The organism is Pseudomonas sp. GL93 (assembly GCF_003408955.1).
GTDB lineage: Bacteria > Pseudomonadota > Gammaproteobacteria > Pseudomonadales > Pseudomonadaceae > Aquipseudomonas > Aquipseudomonas paracarnis.
The window spans coordinates 32,543-48,045 of the sequence record NZ_NKRF01000078.1; the positions used below are offsets into that span (position 1 = coordinate 32,543).

Genomic DNA, 15,503 nt, shown 5'->3' on the forward strand with positions numbered 1-15,503 from the left:
TAACGCTCTATAGGTAGGCGGCGTGGGCCGCTTCAAGACTGCCCTGGGCACGCAGGATCAACTCGCAGAACTCGCGGGCGGCACCTTCGCCGCCACGGGCGGTGGTGATGCCATGGGCGTGTTCGCGCACAAACGCCGCGGCATTCGCGACGGCCATGCCCAGGCCCACTCGGCGGATTACCGGCAGGTCTGGCAGGTCGTCGCCCAGATAGGCGACCTGTTCATAGCTTAGGTTGAGTTGGCCAAGAAGCTCGTCCAGCACCACCAGTTTATCCTCGCGGCCCTGATACAGGTGAGGAATACCGAGGTTTTGTGCGCGGCGTTCCACAACCGGTGTTTTTCGACCGCTGATAATTGCGGTTTGCACGCCCGCCGCCATCAGCATCTTGATGCCTTGGCCGTCAAGGGTGTTGAAGGTCTTGAATTCGCTGCCGTCTTCGAGGAAGTACAAGCGGCCATCCGTCAGCACGCCGTCAACGTCGAAAATCGCCAGTTTGATGTTTTTACCGCGTTGCATCAGGTCGCTGGTCATTTACATCACTCCTGCGCGCAGCAAGTCGCCAAGGTTTAGGGCCCCGATCGGCCGATCATCGTGGTCGACCACGATCAGTGCGCCTATCCGGTGGTCTTCCATGATTTTCAACGCTTCAGCCGCGAGCATTTCGGCGCGGGCGGTCTTGCCGTGAGGGGTCATCACGGCGTCGATGGTGGCGGTATGGATATCAATGGTGCGGTCCAGGGTTCGGCGCAGGTCACCGTCGGTGAATATCCCGGCCAGCCGGCCATCGGTTTCGACGATGGCGGTCATGCCCAAGCCCTTGCGGGTCATTTCCATCAGCGCATCCCGAAGCAGGGTGCCGCGTGGAACGCTCGGCAGTTCGGCGCCGCTGTGCATGACGTTTTCCACTTTCAGCAGCAGGCGACGGCCCAGCGCACCACCGGGATGGGAAAATGCGAAGTCTTCAGCGGTAAACCCGCGAGCCTCCAGCAGCGCCACTGCCAGTGCATCGCCCATTACCAGTGCGGCGGTGGTGGAGGAGGTGGGCGCCAGGTTCAGCGGGCAGGCCTCGTGGGCCACGTGCACGTTCAGGTTGACGTCGGCGGCCTTGGCCAGCGTTGACTCAGGGTTGCCCGTGAGGCTGATCATCTGGATGCCCAGGCGCTTGATCAGCGGCAACAGGGTCACGATTTCGTTGGTGGTGCCGGAGTTGGACAGCGCCAAAATCACGTCATCCTTGGTGATCATTCCCATGTCGCCGTGGCTGGCTTCGGCCGGGTGCACGAAAAACGCAGTGGTGCCGGTGCTCGCCAAGGTCGCCGCGATCTTGTTGCCAATGTGGCCGGACTTGCCCATGCCGACCACCACAACGCGGCCCTTGCTGGCCAGAATCATCTCGCAGGCGCGCACGAAATCCGCGTCGATATGGGCCAGCAAGCCTTCTACGGCTTCAAGCTCAAGGCGTATGGTGCGTTGTGCGGATTGAATAAGGTCGCTGGATTGGCTCATGTCTGAAATCGTATAGCCTGACGAAAAGTCGGCGATTATAGCGGTAATGATCGATTCCCTCACGCAAGTTCGTCAGGCTTTGTGCGCGGGATAACTGAAAAACACCGTCGGCAACACAGCAAGCAACCTTTTTTCCCTGTCTCAAATCTGAACCAGCGCTGTTCCGGCCTTGGGCGCTCTGTACCAGCGGTGATATAGTTCGCCGCCAGTTCGGTCCGGCCAACCCATGTGCCTTACTATTGCGCATCTGTTGAAAACCAAAGTCGCACACATGGTGTCTGAGTGAAAGGCTGCATCCCCAAGGAGATTAGATGAGTGCCGATAACGCCTACGCGGTCGAGCTGAAGGGGCTTACCTTCAAGCGCGGGACGCGCAGCATCTTCAATAACGTCGATATTCGCATTCCTCGCGGCAAGGTCACGGGCATCATGGGGCCTTCCGGTTGCGGCAAGACCACCCTGTTGCGCCTGATGGGCATGCAATTGCGCCCCAGTGCCGGGGAAGTGTGGGTCAACGGCCAGAACCTGCCGACGCTGTCGCGCAGCGATCTGTTCGATGCGCGCAAGCATATGGGCGTGCTATTCCAGAGCGGCGCGCTGTTTACCGACCTCGATGTGTTCGAAAACGTGGCCTTCCCGCTGCGGGTGCACACCCAGCTGTCCGATGAAATGATTCGTGACATTGTGTTGCTGAAGCTGCAGGCCGTGGGCCTTCGCGGCGCCATTGACCTGATGCCGGACGAGTTGTCCGGCGGCATGAAGCGCCGTGTCGCCCTGGCGCGGGCCATTGCCCTCGACCCACAGATCCTCATGTATGACGAGCCATTCGTGGGTCAGGACCCGATCGCCATGGGCGTGTTGGTGCGCCTGATCCGCCTGCTCAACGACGCATTGGGGATCACCAGCATCGTGGTGTCCCACGACCTGGCCGAAACCGCGAGCATTGCCGACTACCTATATGTAGTGGGTGATGGTCAGGTGCTGGGGCAGGGTACGCCTGAAGAGTTGATGAACGCCGATAACCCGCGCATTCGCCAATTCATGACCGGCAACCCCGATGGCCCGGTGCCTTTTCACTTTCCGGCAGCGGACTACCGCTCAGATCTTCTGGGGAAGCGCTGATGCGCAAGACATCTTTAATCGAGAAGGTTCGCCTTTTCGGTCGCTCGGGCATCGACATCGTCGAAGTGCTGGGGCGTTCGACCATTTTCCTGTTCCACGCCTTGCTGGGGCGCGGCGGCATCGGCGGCGGCTTTGGCCTGCTGGTCAAGCAGCTGCACTCGGTGGGGGTGATGTCCCTGGTGATCATTGTGGTCTCCGGCGTGTTCATCGGCATGGTGCTGGCCCTGCAGGGTTTCAATATCCTGTCCAGCTACGGCTCGGAGCAGGCGGTAGGGCAGATGGTGGCCCTGACCCTGTTGCGTGAGCTTGGCCCGGTGGTCACAGCCTTGTTGTTCGCAGGGCGTGCGGGCTCGGCGCTGACCGCTGAAATCGGCAATATGAAGTCCACCGAGCAGCTGTCCAGCCTGGAAATGATCGGCGTGGACCCGCTCAAGTACATTGTTGCCCCGCGCCTGTGGGCCGGCTTCATTTCCCTGCCACTGCTGGCAATGATCTTCAGCGTGGTAGGTATCTGGGGTGGTTCGTGGGTGGCGGTTGACTGGCTGGGGGTCTACGACGGCTCCTACTGGGCCAACATGCAAAACAGCGTGACCTTCACCGGTGACGTGCTCAACGGCATCATAAAGAGCATTGTCTTTGCCTTTGTGGTGACCTGGATTGCCGTATTCCAAGGCTATGACTGTGAGCCCACTTCAGAGGGGATCAGCCGTGCCACCACCAAGACCGTTGTGTACGCCTCGCTGGCGGTACTGGGCCTTGACTTCATTTTGACCGCCTTGATGTTTGGAGATTTCTGATGCAAAACCGCACTGTGGAAATCGGTGTCGGCCTTTTCTTGCTGGCTGGCATCCTGGCTTTACTGTTGTTGGCCCTGCGAGTCAGCGGCCTGTCGGCCAGCCCTACCGCCGATACTTATAAACTTTACGCGTACTTCGACAATATCGCCGGTTTGACGGTCAGATCCAAAGTGACCATGGCCGGTGTCACCATCGGCAAAGTCACGGCAATCGATCTGGATCGCGACAGCTTCACCGGTCGGGTGACGATGCAACTGGACAAGAAGGTAGATAATCTGCCAACTGACTCCACGGCATCTATCCTCACTGCGGGTTTGCTGGGCGAGAAGTACATCGGTGTCAGCGTAGGCGGGGAAACAGCCCTGCTCAAGGATGGTTCGACCATCCACGACACGCAGTCGTCGCTGGTGCTTGAAGACCTGATCGGGAAGTTTTTGCTCAATACGGTCAATAAAGACGCCAAATGAGGAATCTGTTCATGATCTCTACCTTGCGACGTGGCCTGCTGGTACTGCTTGCAGCATTGCCGATGATGGCCAACGCGGCAGGTTCTGCCCACGATTTGGTGCAGGACACCACCAGCAAAATGCTGGCTGACCTCAAGGCTAATAAAGAACAGTACAAGCAAGACCCTTCCAAGTTCTACAACGCGCTCAACACGATCGTTGGTCCTGTGGTCGACGCTGAAGGTATTTCCAAAAGCATCATGACGGTCAAGTATTCGCGCAAGGCTACGCCTGCGCAGATGCAGACGTTCCAGGAAAACTTCAAGAAGGGCCTGTTCCAGTTCTACGGTAACGCTCTGCTGGAATACAACAACCAGGGCATTATCGTTGACGCGCCCAAGGACGAGTCGGGCGACCGTGCCGAAGTCGGGATGAAAGTCTCCGGCAGCAATGGCGCCGTGTACCCAGTGTCCTACACCCTGACGAAGATCAACGGCGAGTGGAAACTGCGCAACGTGATCATCAACGGTATCAATATCGGCAAGCTGTTCCGTGATCAGTTCGCCGACGCAATGCAGCGCAATGGCAACGACCTGGACAAGACCATCAATGGTTGGGCCGGTGAAGTGGCCAAGGCCAAGGAAGAAACCGACAAAGCTGCCGGGAAGCCTGCGCAATGACCGAGTCGGCTGTTCGTATCGGCGATGCCGGCGAGCTGTTCCTCAGCGGCGTGCTGGATTACCGCACCGGGCCTGACCTGCGCAAGCGGGGCCAGGCGCTGATCAAGGCCAGCAAGGCGCCAGAGCTGGTGCTCGATTGCTCGGCAGTGACCAAGTCCAGCAGTGTTGGCCTGTCGTTGTTGCTGTGCTTCATGCGTGATGCCGAGGCGGCGAAAAAACCGGTCAGCATCCGTGCGTTGCCAGAAGACATGCGCGAAATTGCCGAAGTTTCCGGTTTGACCGAGCTGTTGGCGCATCCTTAATACACATTATTAAAGAAGCCCCCCGTCAGAGTCCTGCTATGCGGGGTTCGCAGGCGCGGGGCTTTTTTGTATGATGTGCGACCCGTGCGCACTGGGCGCCGATAGAGGTTGAGCATGCAGGCCCTAGAAGTTAAGAGCTTCCTTGAAGGAAAGCTGCCTGAAACGACTGTAGAAGTTGAAGGCGAAGGCTGCAATTTCCAGCTGAACGTGATTAGCGATGAACTGGCGGCATTGAGCCCGGTCAAGCGTCAGCAGCAGATCTATGCCCATTTGAACCCATGGATCACCGATGGCAGCATCCATGCGGTCACTATGAAATTTTTCAGCCGCGCGGCCTGGGCCGAGCGCACCTGAGCCCCCAAGGCGTCGAGATTCTTATGGATAAATTGATTATTACCGGCGGTGCCCGCCTTGATGGCGAGATCCGCATTTCCGGTGCGAAAAACTCCGCCTTGCCGATCCTGGCAGCGACCCTGCTGTGCGATGGCCCGGTGACTGTGGCCAACCTGCCGCACCTGCACGACATCACCACCATGATCGAACTGTTCGGTCGCATGGGCATTGAGCCGGTGATCGACGAGAAGCTGGCGGTCGAAATCGACCCACGCACCATCAAGACCTTGATCGCCCCGTACGAACTGGTGAAAACCATGCGTGCGTCGATCCTGGTGCTGGGCCCGATGGTTGCCCGTTTCGGCGAAGCCGAAGTGGCTTTGCCTGGCGGTTGCGCCATTGGTTCGCGTCCGGTCGACCTGCACATCCGTGGCCTTGAGGCCATGGGCGCAGTCATCGACGTCGAAGGCGGCTACATCAAGGCCAAGGCGCCGGAAGGCGGCCTGCGTGGCGCGAACTTCTTCTTCGATACCGTCAGCGTCACCGGTACCGAGAACATTATGATGGCCGCTGCCCTGGCCAAAGGCCGCAGCGTGCTGCAAAACGCCGCGCGTGAGCCGGAGGTGGTCGACCTGGCCAACTTCCTCAACGCCATGGGCGCCAAAGTTTCCGGCGCTGGCACCGACACCATCACTATTGACGGTGTAGAGCGTCTGCACACCGCCACTTACAAAGTCATGCCTGACCGCATCGAGACCGGCACCTACCTGGTTGCCGCTGCCGTGACCGGTGGCCGTGTGAAGGTCAAGGACACCGATCCGACTATCCTTGAAGCCGTCCTGGAAAAACTCAAGGAAGCCGGCGCAGAGATCACCACCGGCGAAGACTGGATCGAGCTGAACATGCACGGCAAGCGGCCAAAAGCTGTCAACGTGCGTACTGCTCCGTATCCGGCGTTCCCGACCGACATGCAAGCGCAGTTCATCTCCTTGAACGCGATTGCCGAAGGCACCGGTGCCGTGATCGAGACCATCTTCGAAAACCGTTTCATGCACGTGTATGAACTGCACCGCATGGGCGCCAAGATCCAGGTCGAGGGCAACACTGCCATCGTCACTGGCATCGACAAACTCAAGGGCGCGCCAGTGATGGCGACCGACCTGCGTGCCTCTGCCAGCCTGGTGATCTCGGCGCTGTGCGCCGAAGGCGACACCCTGATCGACCGCATCTACCACATAGACCGTGGTTATGAGTGCATCGAAGAGAAACTGCAGATGCTCGGCGCAAAAATCCGCCGCGTACCGGGCTAACCCCCTGTTTGTGGCGAGGGAGCTTGCTCCCGCTGGACTGCGTAGCAGTCCCGCTCTTCGGGGGCCGCTTCGCGTCCCAGCGGGAGCAAGCTCCCTCGCCACAGTTTGTTGTTAACTGGTTTGTTTCAAATCGAGACTGTCATGGCCTCGATCTGTGTCTGGCGCCGTTTGCGACCGGACAGCAATAGCCTGATGAAGGACTGACATTTCCCATGTTGACCATCGCACTGTCCAAGGGCCGCATCCTTGACGACACGTTGCCGCTTCTGGCTGAAGCGGGCATCGTGCCGACCGAGAATCCGGACAAGAGCCGCAAGCTGATCATCCCCACGACCCAGGACGACGTGCGCCTGCTGATCGTGCGGGCTACCGACGTGCCGACCTACGTTGAACATGGCGCTGCCGACCTGGGTGTTGCCGGCAAGGACGTGCTGATGGAATACGGCGGCCAGGGGCTGTACGAGCCATTGGACCTGCGCATCGCCCTGTGCAAACTGATGACCGCTGGCCGCGTCGGTGATGTCGAACCCAAAGGCCGCCTGCGGGTCGCCACCAAATTCGTCAACGTCGCCAAGCGCTATTACGCCGAACAAGGCCGTCAGGTCGATATCATCAAGCTCTACGGCTCCATGGAGCTGGCGCCGCTGATTGGCCTGGCCGACAAGATCATCGACGTGGTCGACACCGGTAACACCCTGCGCGCCAACGGTTTGGAACCCCAGGATTTCATCGCCGACATCAGCTCCCGCCTGATCGTCAACAAAGCTTCGATGAAGATGCAGCACGCCCGTATCCAGGCGTTGATCGACACCCTGCGCAAGGCAGTGGAGTCTCGACACCGCGGTTGACTCACCCGCGTAGCTGAAGAGCTACGCCCGTCTATCCGCCTCATAGCCAGAATTCTCAGGTGCCCAAGCGGAAACGACTGCTAGTTTAGGGCGCCTGAGTTTTTGCCAATTCTATTGAGGCCCTCGCTATGACCACGTCCACTGCAATTGCCCGACTCAACGCTGCCGACCCGGATTTCGCCCATCATCTGGATCATCTGCTGAGCTGGGAAAGCGTGTCCGACGACTCGGTCAACCAGCGGGTGCTCGACATTATCAAGGCCGTGCGCGAGCGCGGTGATGCGGCGCTGGTGGACTTCACCCGCCAGTTCGACGGCTTGGACGTGCAGTCCATGGCCGATCTGATCCTGCCGCGTGAACGCCTGGAGCTGGCCCTCACGCGCATCACCGCGCCACAGCGCGAAGCCCTGGAAGTCGCTGCGGCGCGGGTGCGCAGCTATCCCGAAAAACAAAAGCAGGACTCCTGGAGCTACACCGAGGCCGATGGCACGGTGCTGGGTCAGAAGGTCACGCCACTGGACCGCGCCGGTCTGTACGTGCCGGGCGGTAAGGCGTCGTATCCATCGTCGGTGCTGATGAATGCGATCCCGGCCAAAGTCGCGGGCGTGACCGAAGTGGTCATGGTGGTGCCGACCCCCCGTGGCGAAATCAACGAGTTGGTGCTGGCTGCCGCCTGCATCGCCGGTGTCGACCGTGTGTTCACCATCGGTGGCGCCCAGGCCGTCGCAGCGCTGGCCTACGGCACTGAAAGCGTGCCGAAGGTCGACAAGGTGGTCGGCCCAGGCAACATCTACGTCGCCACCGCCAAGCGCCACGTGTTCGGCCAGGTCGGTATCGACATGATTGCCGGGCCCTCGGAAATCCTGGTGGTGTGTGACGGCCAGACCGACCCGGACTGGATCGCCATGGACCTGTTCTCCCAGGCGGAGCACGACGAAGATGCCCAGGCGATCCTGGTCAGCCCCGATGCCGAGTTCCTCGACAAGGTCGCCGCCAGTATCAATAAGCTGCTGCCGACCATGGAGCGTGCCGAGATCATCGAGAAGTCGATCAACGGCCGTGGTGCGCTGATTTTGGTGCGTGACATGGAGCAAGCCATTGAGGTGGCCAACCGCATCGCACCGGAGCACCTGGAGCTGTCCGTAGCGGACCCACAGGCCTGGTTGCCGTCGATCCGTCACGCAGGGGCGATCTTCATGGGCCGTCACACCAGTGAAGCCCTGGGCGACTACTGCGCCGGCCCCAACCACGTGTTGCCAACCTCCGGCACTGCGCGTTTCTCGTCGCCGCTGGGGGTGTACGACTTCCAGAAGCGCTCGTCGATTATCTTCTGCTCGCCACAAGGCGCTTCCGAGCTGGGCAAGACCGCCTCGGTGCTGGCCCGTGGTGAATCCCTCAGCGCTCACGCCCGTAGCGCTGAATACCGCATCGTCAAGGGAGAGTGAGGCATGAGCAAATTCTGGAGCCCTTTCGTCAAGGACCTGGTGCCTTACGTACCCGGTGAGCAACCGAAGCTGACCAAGCTGGTCAAGCTCAACACCAACGAAAACCCCTACGGCCCATCGCCCAAGGCGCTGGCGGCAATGCAGGCCGAGTTGAACGACAACTTGCGCCTGTACCCGGACCCCAACAGCGACCTGCTCAAGCAGGCCGTGGCCAAGTATTACGGGATCGATGCCGGCAAGGTGTTCCTCGGCAACGGTTCCGACGAAGTCTTGGCGCACATCTTCCATGGCCTATTCCAGCACGATCTGCCGCTGCTGTTCCCGGATATCAGCTACAGCTTCTACCCGGTGTACTGCGGCCTGTACGGCATCACGTTCGATGCGGTGGCATTGGACGAGCAGTTCCAGATTCGGGCCGCTGACTATGCCAGGCCCAACGGCGGGATCATCTTCCCCAACCCTAACGCGCCCACCGGTTGCGTACTGGCGCTGGACGCGGTGGAGCAGATCCTCAAGGCCAGCCCGGATTCGGTGGTGGTGGTCGATGAAGCCTATATCGACTTCGGCGGCGAAACTGCCATCAGCCTGGTCGACCGTTACCCGAACCTGCTGGTGACCCAGACCCTGTCCAAATCGCGCTCACTGGCCGGTTTGCGTGTGGGCCTGGCCGTGGGCCACCCAGACCTGATCGAAGCGCTGGAGCGGGTCAAGAACAGCTTCAACTCCTACCCGCTGGATCGGATGGCGATTGTTGGTGCGGCGGCCGCGTTTGACGACCGCGAATACTTTGAGAAGACCTGCCTGCGGGTGATCGACAGTCGCAACCAGGTCGTCGCGCAATTGCAGGGCAAGGGGTTTGAGGTGTTGCCGTCGGCGGCGAACTTCATCTTCGCGCGTCACCCGCGGCATGACGCTGCAGGGTTGGCCGCCAAGTTGCGGGAGCAAGGGGTGATTGTGCGGCACTTCAAGCAGGAGCGGATTGCCCAGTTCCTGCGGATCAGCATCGGGACGCCGGAGCAGAACCAGGCGCTGATCGACGGGCTCGGCGAGCTCTAATTCTGTACAGGCTGTAAGGGCCTCATCGCGGGCAAGCCCGGCTCCCACAGGAAAACGCATTTCCCTGTGGGAGCCGGGCTTGCCCGCGATGAGGCCATCAGCTACACCAGAAAACTGGAAGGCTTAGATCAACGGCTCATCCGGCTTCTTGTTCTTCCAGCCATCATTGCCCGGCAGCAGCAAGTTCAAACCAATTGCCACCACCGCACACAGGGCGATGCCCTTGAGGCCGAAATCATCCGGGCCGGTGCCGGTGCCGACCAGCACACCGCCAATCCCGAACACCAGCGTTACCGACACAATCACCAGGTTGCGCGCCTCGCCCAGGTCGATCTTGTGGCGAATCAGCGTGTTCATCCCCACCGCAGCAATCGAGCCGAACAGCAGGCACAGAATCCCGCCCATCACCGGTACCGGGATGCTCTGCAGCAGCGCGCCGAACTTGCCGATGAACGCCAGGCTGATGGCAAACACTGCTGCCCAAGTCATGATTTTCGGGTTGTAGTTCTTGGTCAGCATCACGGCGCCGGTCACTTCGGCGTAGGTGGTGTTCGGTGGGCCGCCAAACATGCCGGCAGCCGTGGTGGCGATACCGTCACCCAGCAGCGTGCGATGCAGGCCAGGTTTTTTCAGGTAATCGCGGCCGGTCACGCTGCCTACCGCAATCACACCACCGATATGCTCGATCGCCGGGGCCAGTGCTACCGGGACGATAAACAGGATCGCCTGCCAGTTGAACTCCGGTGCGGTGAAGTGGGGCAGGGCGAACCAGGGTGCGGCGGCGATCTTCGCCGTGTCGACCACACCAAAGTAGAACGACATGGCAAAACCCACCAGCACGCCGGAAATGATCGGCACCAGGCGGAAAATGCCCTTGCCGAACACCGCCACGATCAAGGTGGTCAGCAGTGCGGGCATCGAGATCAGCATCGCCGTCTGGTAATGGATCAACTCGGCGCCGTCGCCGGACTTGCCCATGGCCATATTGGCGGCAATCGGCGCCATGGCCAGGCCGATCGAGATGATCACTGGGCCGATCACCACGGGCGGCAGCAGCCGATCGATAAAGCCGGTGCCCTTGACCTTCACGGCCAGGCCCAGGAACGTATAGACGAAACCTGCTGCCATCACCCCGCCCATGGTCGCCGCCAGGCCGAACTGGCCTTTGGCGAGAATGATCGGGGTGATGAACGCGAAGCTCGATGCCAAAAATACCGGCACCTGCCGCCCTGTCACCACCTGGAACAACAACGTGCCCAGGCCTGCGGTAAACAGCGCGACGTTTGGATCAAGACCTGTGATCAGCGGCATCAACACCAGCGCGCCAAATGCTACGAAGAGCATTTGTGCGCCAGACAGGATCTGGCGCCAAAGCGGGTCGTTGAATTCATCCTGCATGCTCACGCGTCCTTCTGCTTGGTGCCGAAGATCTTGTCGCCCGCATCGCCAAGGCCCGGGATGATGTAGCCGTGTTCGTTCAGCCGCTCATCGATGGACGCGGTGTAGATCTGCACGTCCGGGTGGGCTTTCTCGACGGCGGCGATGCCTTCGGGCGCGGCCACCAGCACCATGGCGCGGATGTCCTTGCAGCCGGCCTTTTTCAGCAAGTCGATGGTGGCGACCATGGAACTGCCGGTGGCGAGCATCGGGTCGATGATCATGGCCAGGCGTTCGTTGATTTCCGGGACGAGTTTTTCCAGGTAGGTGTGGGCCTGCAGTGTTTCTTCATTGCGGGCCACGCCCACGGCGCTGACCTTGGCGCCCGGAATCAGGCTGAGTACACCTTCGAGCATGCCGATACCGGCGCGCAGGATCGGCACCACGGTAATTTTCTTACCGGCGATTTTCTCCACTTGTACGGGACCGGCCCAACCGGGGATCTCGTAGGTTTCCAGAGGCAAATCCTTGGTGGCTTCGTAAGTGAGCAACGCTCCGACTTCCTGAGCAAGCTCACGGAAGTTCTTCGTGCTAATGTCGGCACGGCGCATAAGGCCGAGTTTGTGTCGGATCAGCGGGTGGCGGATCTCGCGAGTGGGCATAGGAAAGGCTCCGGCGGCGGGCAAAAAAACCGGCCTAGATTAATCTATCCGAGGGTGTTGTCCTATAGACATCAAGTACGTTAGTCCATAAAGGCTTGATTGGAGCGCACGAGAAGCGTACCTTCGCCCGCTTTTCTTGCCACAGCACCCCCTTGGAGAGCGCCATGTCTGCTGATCTCGAGCATATCCGTCAAATCATGCACGAGGCTGACTGCCTGTACACCGAAGCGCAAGTCGAAGCAGCGATCGCCAAGGTTGGCGCGCACATCACCCGCGAAATGGCCGACACCAACCCGGTGGTCTTTTGTGTGATGAACGGTGGCCTGATCTTCGCCGGTAAGTTGCTGACTCACCTGCAGTTCCCGTTGGAAGCCTCTTACCTGCACGCCACCCGCTATCGCAATGAGACCAGCGGCGGCGACTTGTTCTGGAAGGCCAAGCCGGAAGTGTCGTTCATCGACCGTGACGTGTTGATCATCGATGACATTCTCGATGAAGGTCACACCCTGGGCGCTATCATCGATTTCTGCAAACATGCCGGCGCGCGCAAAGTGCATACCGCTGTGTTGATCGATAAAGACCACGACCGCAAAGCCCGCCCTGAACTCAAGGCCGATTTTGTTGGGCTGCCGTGCGTCGACCGCTATATCTTCGGGTATGGCATGGACTACAAGGGCTACTGGCGTAACGCCAATGGCATCTACGCCGTTAAAGGAATGTAATCGATGGCCCGCTTTCTTGATCAGACGCTGTTTGCCGAGTTGGCCGAGAAAGCGGCCGCCAATCCTCGTGGCCGTCAAAACGTTAACTTCCATGAGATGCAAGAGCCTTGTCATCGCATGGCCGTCGGTTTGCAGCCCAGCACCTATGTACAGCCTCACCGTCACCTGAGCGCCGATAAGGCTGAGACTTTGCTGGTGCTCAAAGGGCGCCTGGGAATCCTGATTTTCAGCGAGACGGGCGAAGTGTTGAGCACGCGTGTGTTGGAAGCGGGCGGAGAATGCCAGGGTGTCGACCTGTCGCCCGGCGTGTTCCATGGCCTGGTAGTGCTTGAACCGGACAGCGTGATGTTTGAGTGCAAGGCTGGCCCTTACCGCGCTGTGGGTGAGGGTGAGCTGGCCGACTGGGCACCCCGCGAAGGTGAGGCGGGTATGGCTGAGTATCATCGCTGGATGCTCGCCCAGTTCGACTGAACACTGACATCCAAATGTGGGAGGTGGCGTCTGTAGGAGCGAGCTTGCTCGCGAAAAACATCAACGATAACGCGTGCTTCCTGCATAAACGCGGCGCCTTTGAGCTTTTCGCGAGCAAGCTCGCTCCTACAGGTATTAGGGCAAGCCCCCTCCCACATCCGGCGTCGCGCAGGTAGACTTCAAGCCCCGTGTAAATGTCTGCAGGCTGGAGTCGGTAATGCGTAAAGATAAGAAACAGGTGATTGGCGACGAGATCGGTGACGACCAGATCAAGTTGTTCCTGGACTTCGAGCCAGTTGATGCGACGTCGCCGTCCCTGCACAAACTGATCAAGGCCTATCGCGGCCTGCGTATCGACGACTTCGAGCGTTTCCTGGGCTTTTTCAAAGAAGCAGGCCTGGACCTGGATGGCAAGGACGAGCATGGCCAGACCTTCGTTGACCTGATCAAGGACCAGCGCAACGCTGCCGAGTACATCGAGCTGATCGACAACGCCCGCGGCTGATTATCCGAGCCACAAAAAAAACGCCCCGGCCTCACAAGAGTCCGGGGCGTTTGGCTTTTAACGGTAGGAGCGAGCTTGCTCGCGAAGAACCTGAGAGCGCTGCGTTAATCCACTTGCGCTGCGTTATCGTTGACGTTTTTCGCGAGCGAGCTCGCTCCTACAGGTTCCACCAGCTCAAGGCTGATGTTGTTCTGCGTGTTGATCTGGCGATACAGCTCGGCATCGGTCTCCAGGACCTTTTCCCGCGCCGGGAAGATCTCGTGCAGCTTGCTCGCCCATTCACCGGCAGCCTTCTGCGGGAAGCAGCGTTCAATCAGCTCGAGCATGATCGACACGGTGACCGAAGCGCCTGGAGACGCGCCCAGCAGCGCCGCAAGCGAACCGTCCTTGGCAGCAACCAGTTCGGTACCGAACTGCAGCACGCCGCCTTTCTTCGGGTCTTTCTTGATGATCTGCACGCGCTGGCCGGCCACTTCCAGGCGCCAGTCCTCGGCTTTCGCCTCAGGGTAGAAGCGACGCAGGGATTCCAGGCGCTGTTCCATGGACTGGCGCACTTCGCTGACCAGGTACTTGGTCAGGTCCATGTTGTCGCGGGCCACGGCCAGCATCGGGCCGATGTTGCCGGCGCGAATCGACATCGGCAGGGCAAGGAACGAGCCGTGCTTGAGGAACTTGGTGGTGAAACCGGCGTATGGCCCGAACAGCAGGGATTTCTTGCCATCCACCACTCGGGTGTCCAAGTGCGGCACGGACATCGGCGGCGAACCCACGGCAGCCTGGCTGTAGACCTTGGCCTGGTGCTGCTTGACCACTTCCGGGTTGTCGCAGCGCAACCACTGGCCGCTCACCGGGAAGCCGCCGAAGCCTTTGCTCTCTTCGATGCCCGAAGCCTGCAGTAACGGCAGCGCCGCACCGCCAGCGCCGAGGAATACGAACTTGGCATCCACGTCGCGGCTGTTACCGCTGTTGACGTCCTTGATGCTCACGGTCCAGCCTGCGCCGTTGCGCTTGAGGCCGGTCACGCGTTTGCAGTACTTGACCTGGGCGTCCGGCGAGCTGGTCAGGTGGCTGAGCAACTGATTGGTCAGCGCGCCAAAGTTGACGTCGGTGCCGTTCATCACGCGGGTGGCGGCGATTTTTTCGTCGAGCGGGCGGCCCGGCATCATCAACGGCATCCACTCGGCCATTTCGCTGCGGTCTTCGGTGTAGTGCATGTCCGAAAACGCGTGGTGCTGGCTGAGGGTCTCAAAGCGCTTCTTGAGGAAGGCCACGCCTTTGTCGCCCTGCACGAAGCTCAGGTGCGGCACCGGGCTGATGAACGACTTGGACGAGCCAAAGGTGCCCTTCTTGGTCAGGTAAGCCCAGAACTGCTTCGACACCTCGAACTGGGTGTTGATGTGCACGGCTTTCTTGATGTCGATGGAACCATCGGCGGCCTGCGGCGTGTAGTTCAGCTCGCACAGCCCCGCGTGGCCGGTACCGGCGTTGTTCCACGGGTTGGAACTCTCCGCGGCACCCGAGTCCATCAGCTCAACGACTTCCAGCGTGAGGCCGGGGTCGAGCTCTTTGAGGAGTACGGCCAGGGTGGCACTCATGATGCCGGCCCCTACCAGTACTACGTCGACTGCTTCGTTATGCGCCATTTAACGCGTCTCCAAAATCTGCAGCACCAAATTGTCGGCATGGCTGCCAGGAGTGACGGGGCGGTTCACGTGTTGCCCCAGGTTACCCATGGCCAGGATCGCCATGTCCGATTCGCAATTCTTTGCAACTTCAGCACACGCTTCCTGCCGGGCTAATCTGCCTATGAACGCATTCATGGGCGCCTGTGGCAATTCGACTTATGGTCAAAGCGTGCGATTCGTGCAACCAATCCGTAGCGGACAGGCTCAAGCTCCGGTTTTTGAGGAAGGCTCGATCC

18 protein-coding genes are annotated in these 15,503 nt (G+C 60.0%); 13 read left to right on the forward strand and 5 right to left on the reverse strand.

Annotation, left to right across the window (positions count from 1 at the left end):
* Window positions 1-7 precede the first annotated feature (7 nt).
* A complete protein-coding gene (locus tag CER19_RS16360) occupies window positions 8-532 on the reverse strand; it encodes an HAD family hydrolase (protein ID WP_003188588.1) in 525 nt (174 codons plus the stop codon).
* Window positions 533-1,507, reverse strand: coding sequence for a KpsF/GutQ family sugar-phosphate isomerase (locus tag CER19_RS16365; RefSeq protein ID WP_032893550.1), 975 nt, complete (start codon window positions 1,505-1,507; stop codon window positions 533-535). It abuts the gene before it with no gap.
* 311 nt (window positions 1,508-1,818) lie between these two features.
* Here CER19_RS16365 and CER19_RS16370 point away from each other — a divergent pair, with 311 nt between their 5' ends.
* From CER19_RS16370 to hisC, 10 genes are all read left to right on the forward strand, one after another.
* The gene (locus CER19_RS16370; protein WP_003188590.1) at window positions 1,819-2,628 is read left to right on the forward strand and encodes an ATP-binding cassette domain-containing protein; all 810 of its coding nucleotides are present in this window, start codon (window positions 1,819-1,821) and stop codon (window positions 2,626-2,628) included.
* On the forward strand, window positions 2,628-3,425 hold the full coding sequence (mlaE, locus tag CER19_RS16375; protein WP_003188592.1) for a lipid asymmetry maintenance ABC transporter permease subunit MlaE: 798 nt from the start codon (window positions 2,628-2,630) through the stop codon (window positions 3,423-3,425). The genes CER19_RS16370 and mlaE overlap by 1 nt, the downstream gene beginning before the upstream one ends.
* Window positions 3,425-3,892, forward strand: a complete 468-nt coding sequence (gene mlaD, locus CER19_RS16380) for an outer membrane lipid asymmetry maintenance protein MlaD (protein ID WP_003188593.1) — start codon at window positions 3,425-3,427, stop codon at window positions 3,890-3,892. The genes mlaE and mlaD overlap by 1 nt, the downstream gene beginning before the upstream one ends.
* A gap of 11 nt (window positions 3,893-3,903) precedes the next feature.
* The gene (locus CER19_RS16385) at window positions 3,904-4,551 is read left to right on the forward strand and encodes a phospholipid-binding protein MlaC (RefSeq protein ID WP_014716940.1); all 648 of its coding nucleotides are present in this window, start codon (window positions 3,904-3,906) and stop codon (window positions 4,549-4,551) included.
* Entirely contained in the window at window positions 4,548-4,853 is a 306-nt protein-coding gene (locus CER19_RS16390) for a lipid asymmetry maintenance protein MlaB (RefSeq protein WP_116667159.1), read from the forward strand. The genes CER19_RS16385 and CER19_RS16390 overlap by 4 nt, the downstream gene beginning before the upstream one ends.
* 114 nt (window positions 4,854-4,967) lie before the next feature.
* The gene (locus CER19_RS16395) at window positions 4,968-5,207 is read left to right on the forward strand and encodes a BolA family protein (RefSeq protein WP_003188597.1); all 240 of its coding nucleotides are present in this window, start codon (window positions 4,968-4,970) and stop codon (window positions 5,205-5,207) included.
* A gap of 23 nt (window positions 5,208-5,230) precedes the next feature.
* On the forward strand, window positions 5,231-6,496 hold the full coding sequence (gene murA, locus CER19_RS16400; RefSeq protein WP_005784861.1) for a UDP-N-acetylglucosamine 1-carboxyvinyltransferase: 1,266 nt from the start codon (window positions 5,231-5,233) through the stop codon (window positions 6,494-6,496).
* Window positions 6,497-6,708: 212 nt separating this feature from the next.
* The gene (gene hisG, locus CER19_RS16405) at window positions 6,709-7,344 is read left to right on the forward strand and encodes an ATP phosphoribosyltransferase (protein WP_003188599.1); all 636 of its coding nucleotides are present in this window, start codon (window positions 6,709-6,711) and stop codon (window positions 7,342-7,344) included.
* A gap of 128 nt (window positions 7,345-7,472) precedes the next feature.
* A complete protein-coding gene (hisD, locus tag CER19_RS16410) occupies window positions 7,473-8,789 on the forward strand; it encodes a histidinol dehydrogenase (RefSeq protein WP_116667160.1) in 1,317 nt (438 codons plus the stop codon).
* A gap of 3 nt (window positions 8,790-8,792) precedes the next feature.
* Window positions 8,793-9,845, forward strand: a complete 1,053-nt coding sequence (gene hisC / locus CER19_RS16415; protein ID WP_116667161.1) for a histidinol-phosphate transaminase — start codon at window positions 8,793-8,795, stop codon at window positions 9,843-9,845.
* A gap of 123 nt (window positions 9,846-9,968) precedes the next feature.
* On the opposite strand, the gene CER19_RS16420 is transcribed toward hisC, so the two are convergent.
* The gene (locus tag CER19_RS16420; protein WP_057701581.1) at window positions 9,969-11,243 is read right to left on the reverse strand and encodes a uracil-xanthine permease family protein; all 1,275 of its coding nucleotides are present in this window, start codon (window positions 11,241-11,243) and stop codon (window positions 9,969-9,971) included.
* Between the two features lie 2 nt (window positions 11,244-11,245).
* On the reverse strand, window positions 11,246-11,884 hold the full coding sequence (gene upp / locus CER19_RS16425) for a uracil phosphoribosyltransferase (protein ID WP_017138223.1): 639 nt from the start codon (window positions 11,882-11,884) through the stop codon (window positions 11,246-11,248).
* Between the two features lie 164 nt (window positions 11,885-12,048).
* Between upp and CER19_RS16430 the strand changes: the two genes are divergently transcribed.
* The 3 genes from CER19_RS16430 (at window position 12,049) to CER19_RS16440 (ending at window position 13,582) form a co-directional block, all read left to right on the forward strand.
* Window positions 12,049-12,606 carry a hypoxanthine-guanine phosphoribosyltransferase gene (locus CER19_RS16430; protein WP_003188610.1) on the forward strand — a complete coding sequence of 186 codons (558 nt, stop codon included), beginning with the start codon at window positions 12,049-12,051 and terminating at the stop codon, window positions 12,604-12,606.
* Between the two features lie 3 nt (window positions 12,607-12,609).
* Window positions 12,610-13,077 (forward strand): WbuC family cupin fold metalloprotein, encoded by a 468-nt coding sequence (locus CER19_RS16435; protein WP_020301262.1) that lies wholly within the window; start codon window positions 12,610-12,612, stop codon window positions 13,075-13,077.
* Between the two features lie 217 nt (window positions 13,078-13,294).
* Window positions 13,295-13,582: a PA4642 family protein gene (locus CER19_RS16440; protein WP_003188614.1), complete on the forward strand. Its 288-nt coding sequence runs from the start codon at window positions 13,295-13,297 to the stop codon at window positions 13,580-13,582.
* A 104-nt stretch (window positions 13,583-13,686) separates the two neighbouring features.
* Here CER19_RS16440 and mqo read toward each other — a convergent pair whose 3' ends face one another.
* Complete coding sequence (gene mqo / locus CER19_RS16445; RefSeq protein WP_116667162.1) at window positions 13,687-15,225, reverse strand: malate dehydrogenase (quinone); 1,539 nt, start codon at window positions 15,223-15,225, stop codon at window positions 13,687-13,689.
* Window positions 15,226-15,503: the final 278 nt, after the last annotated feature.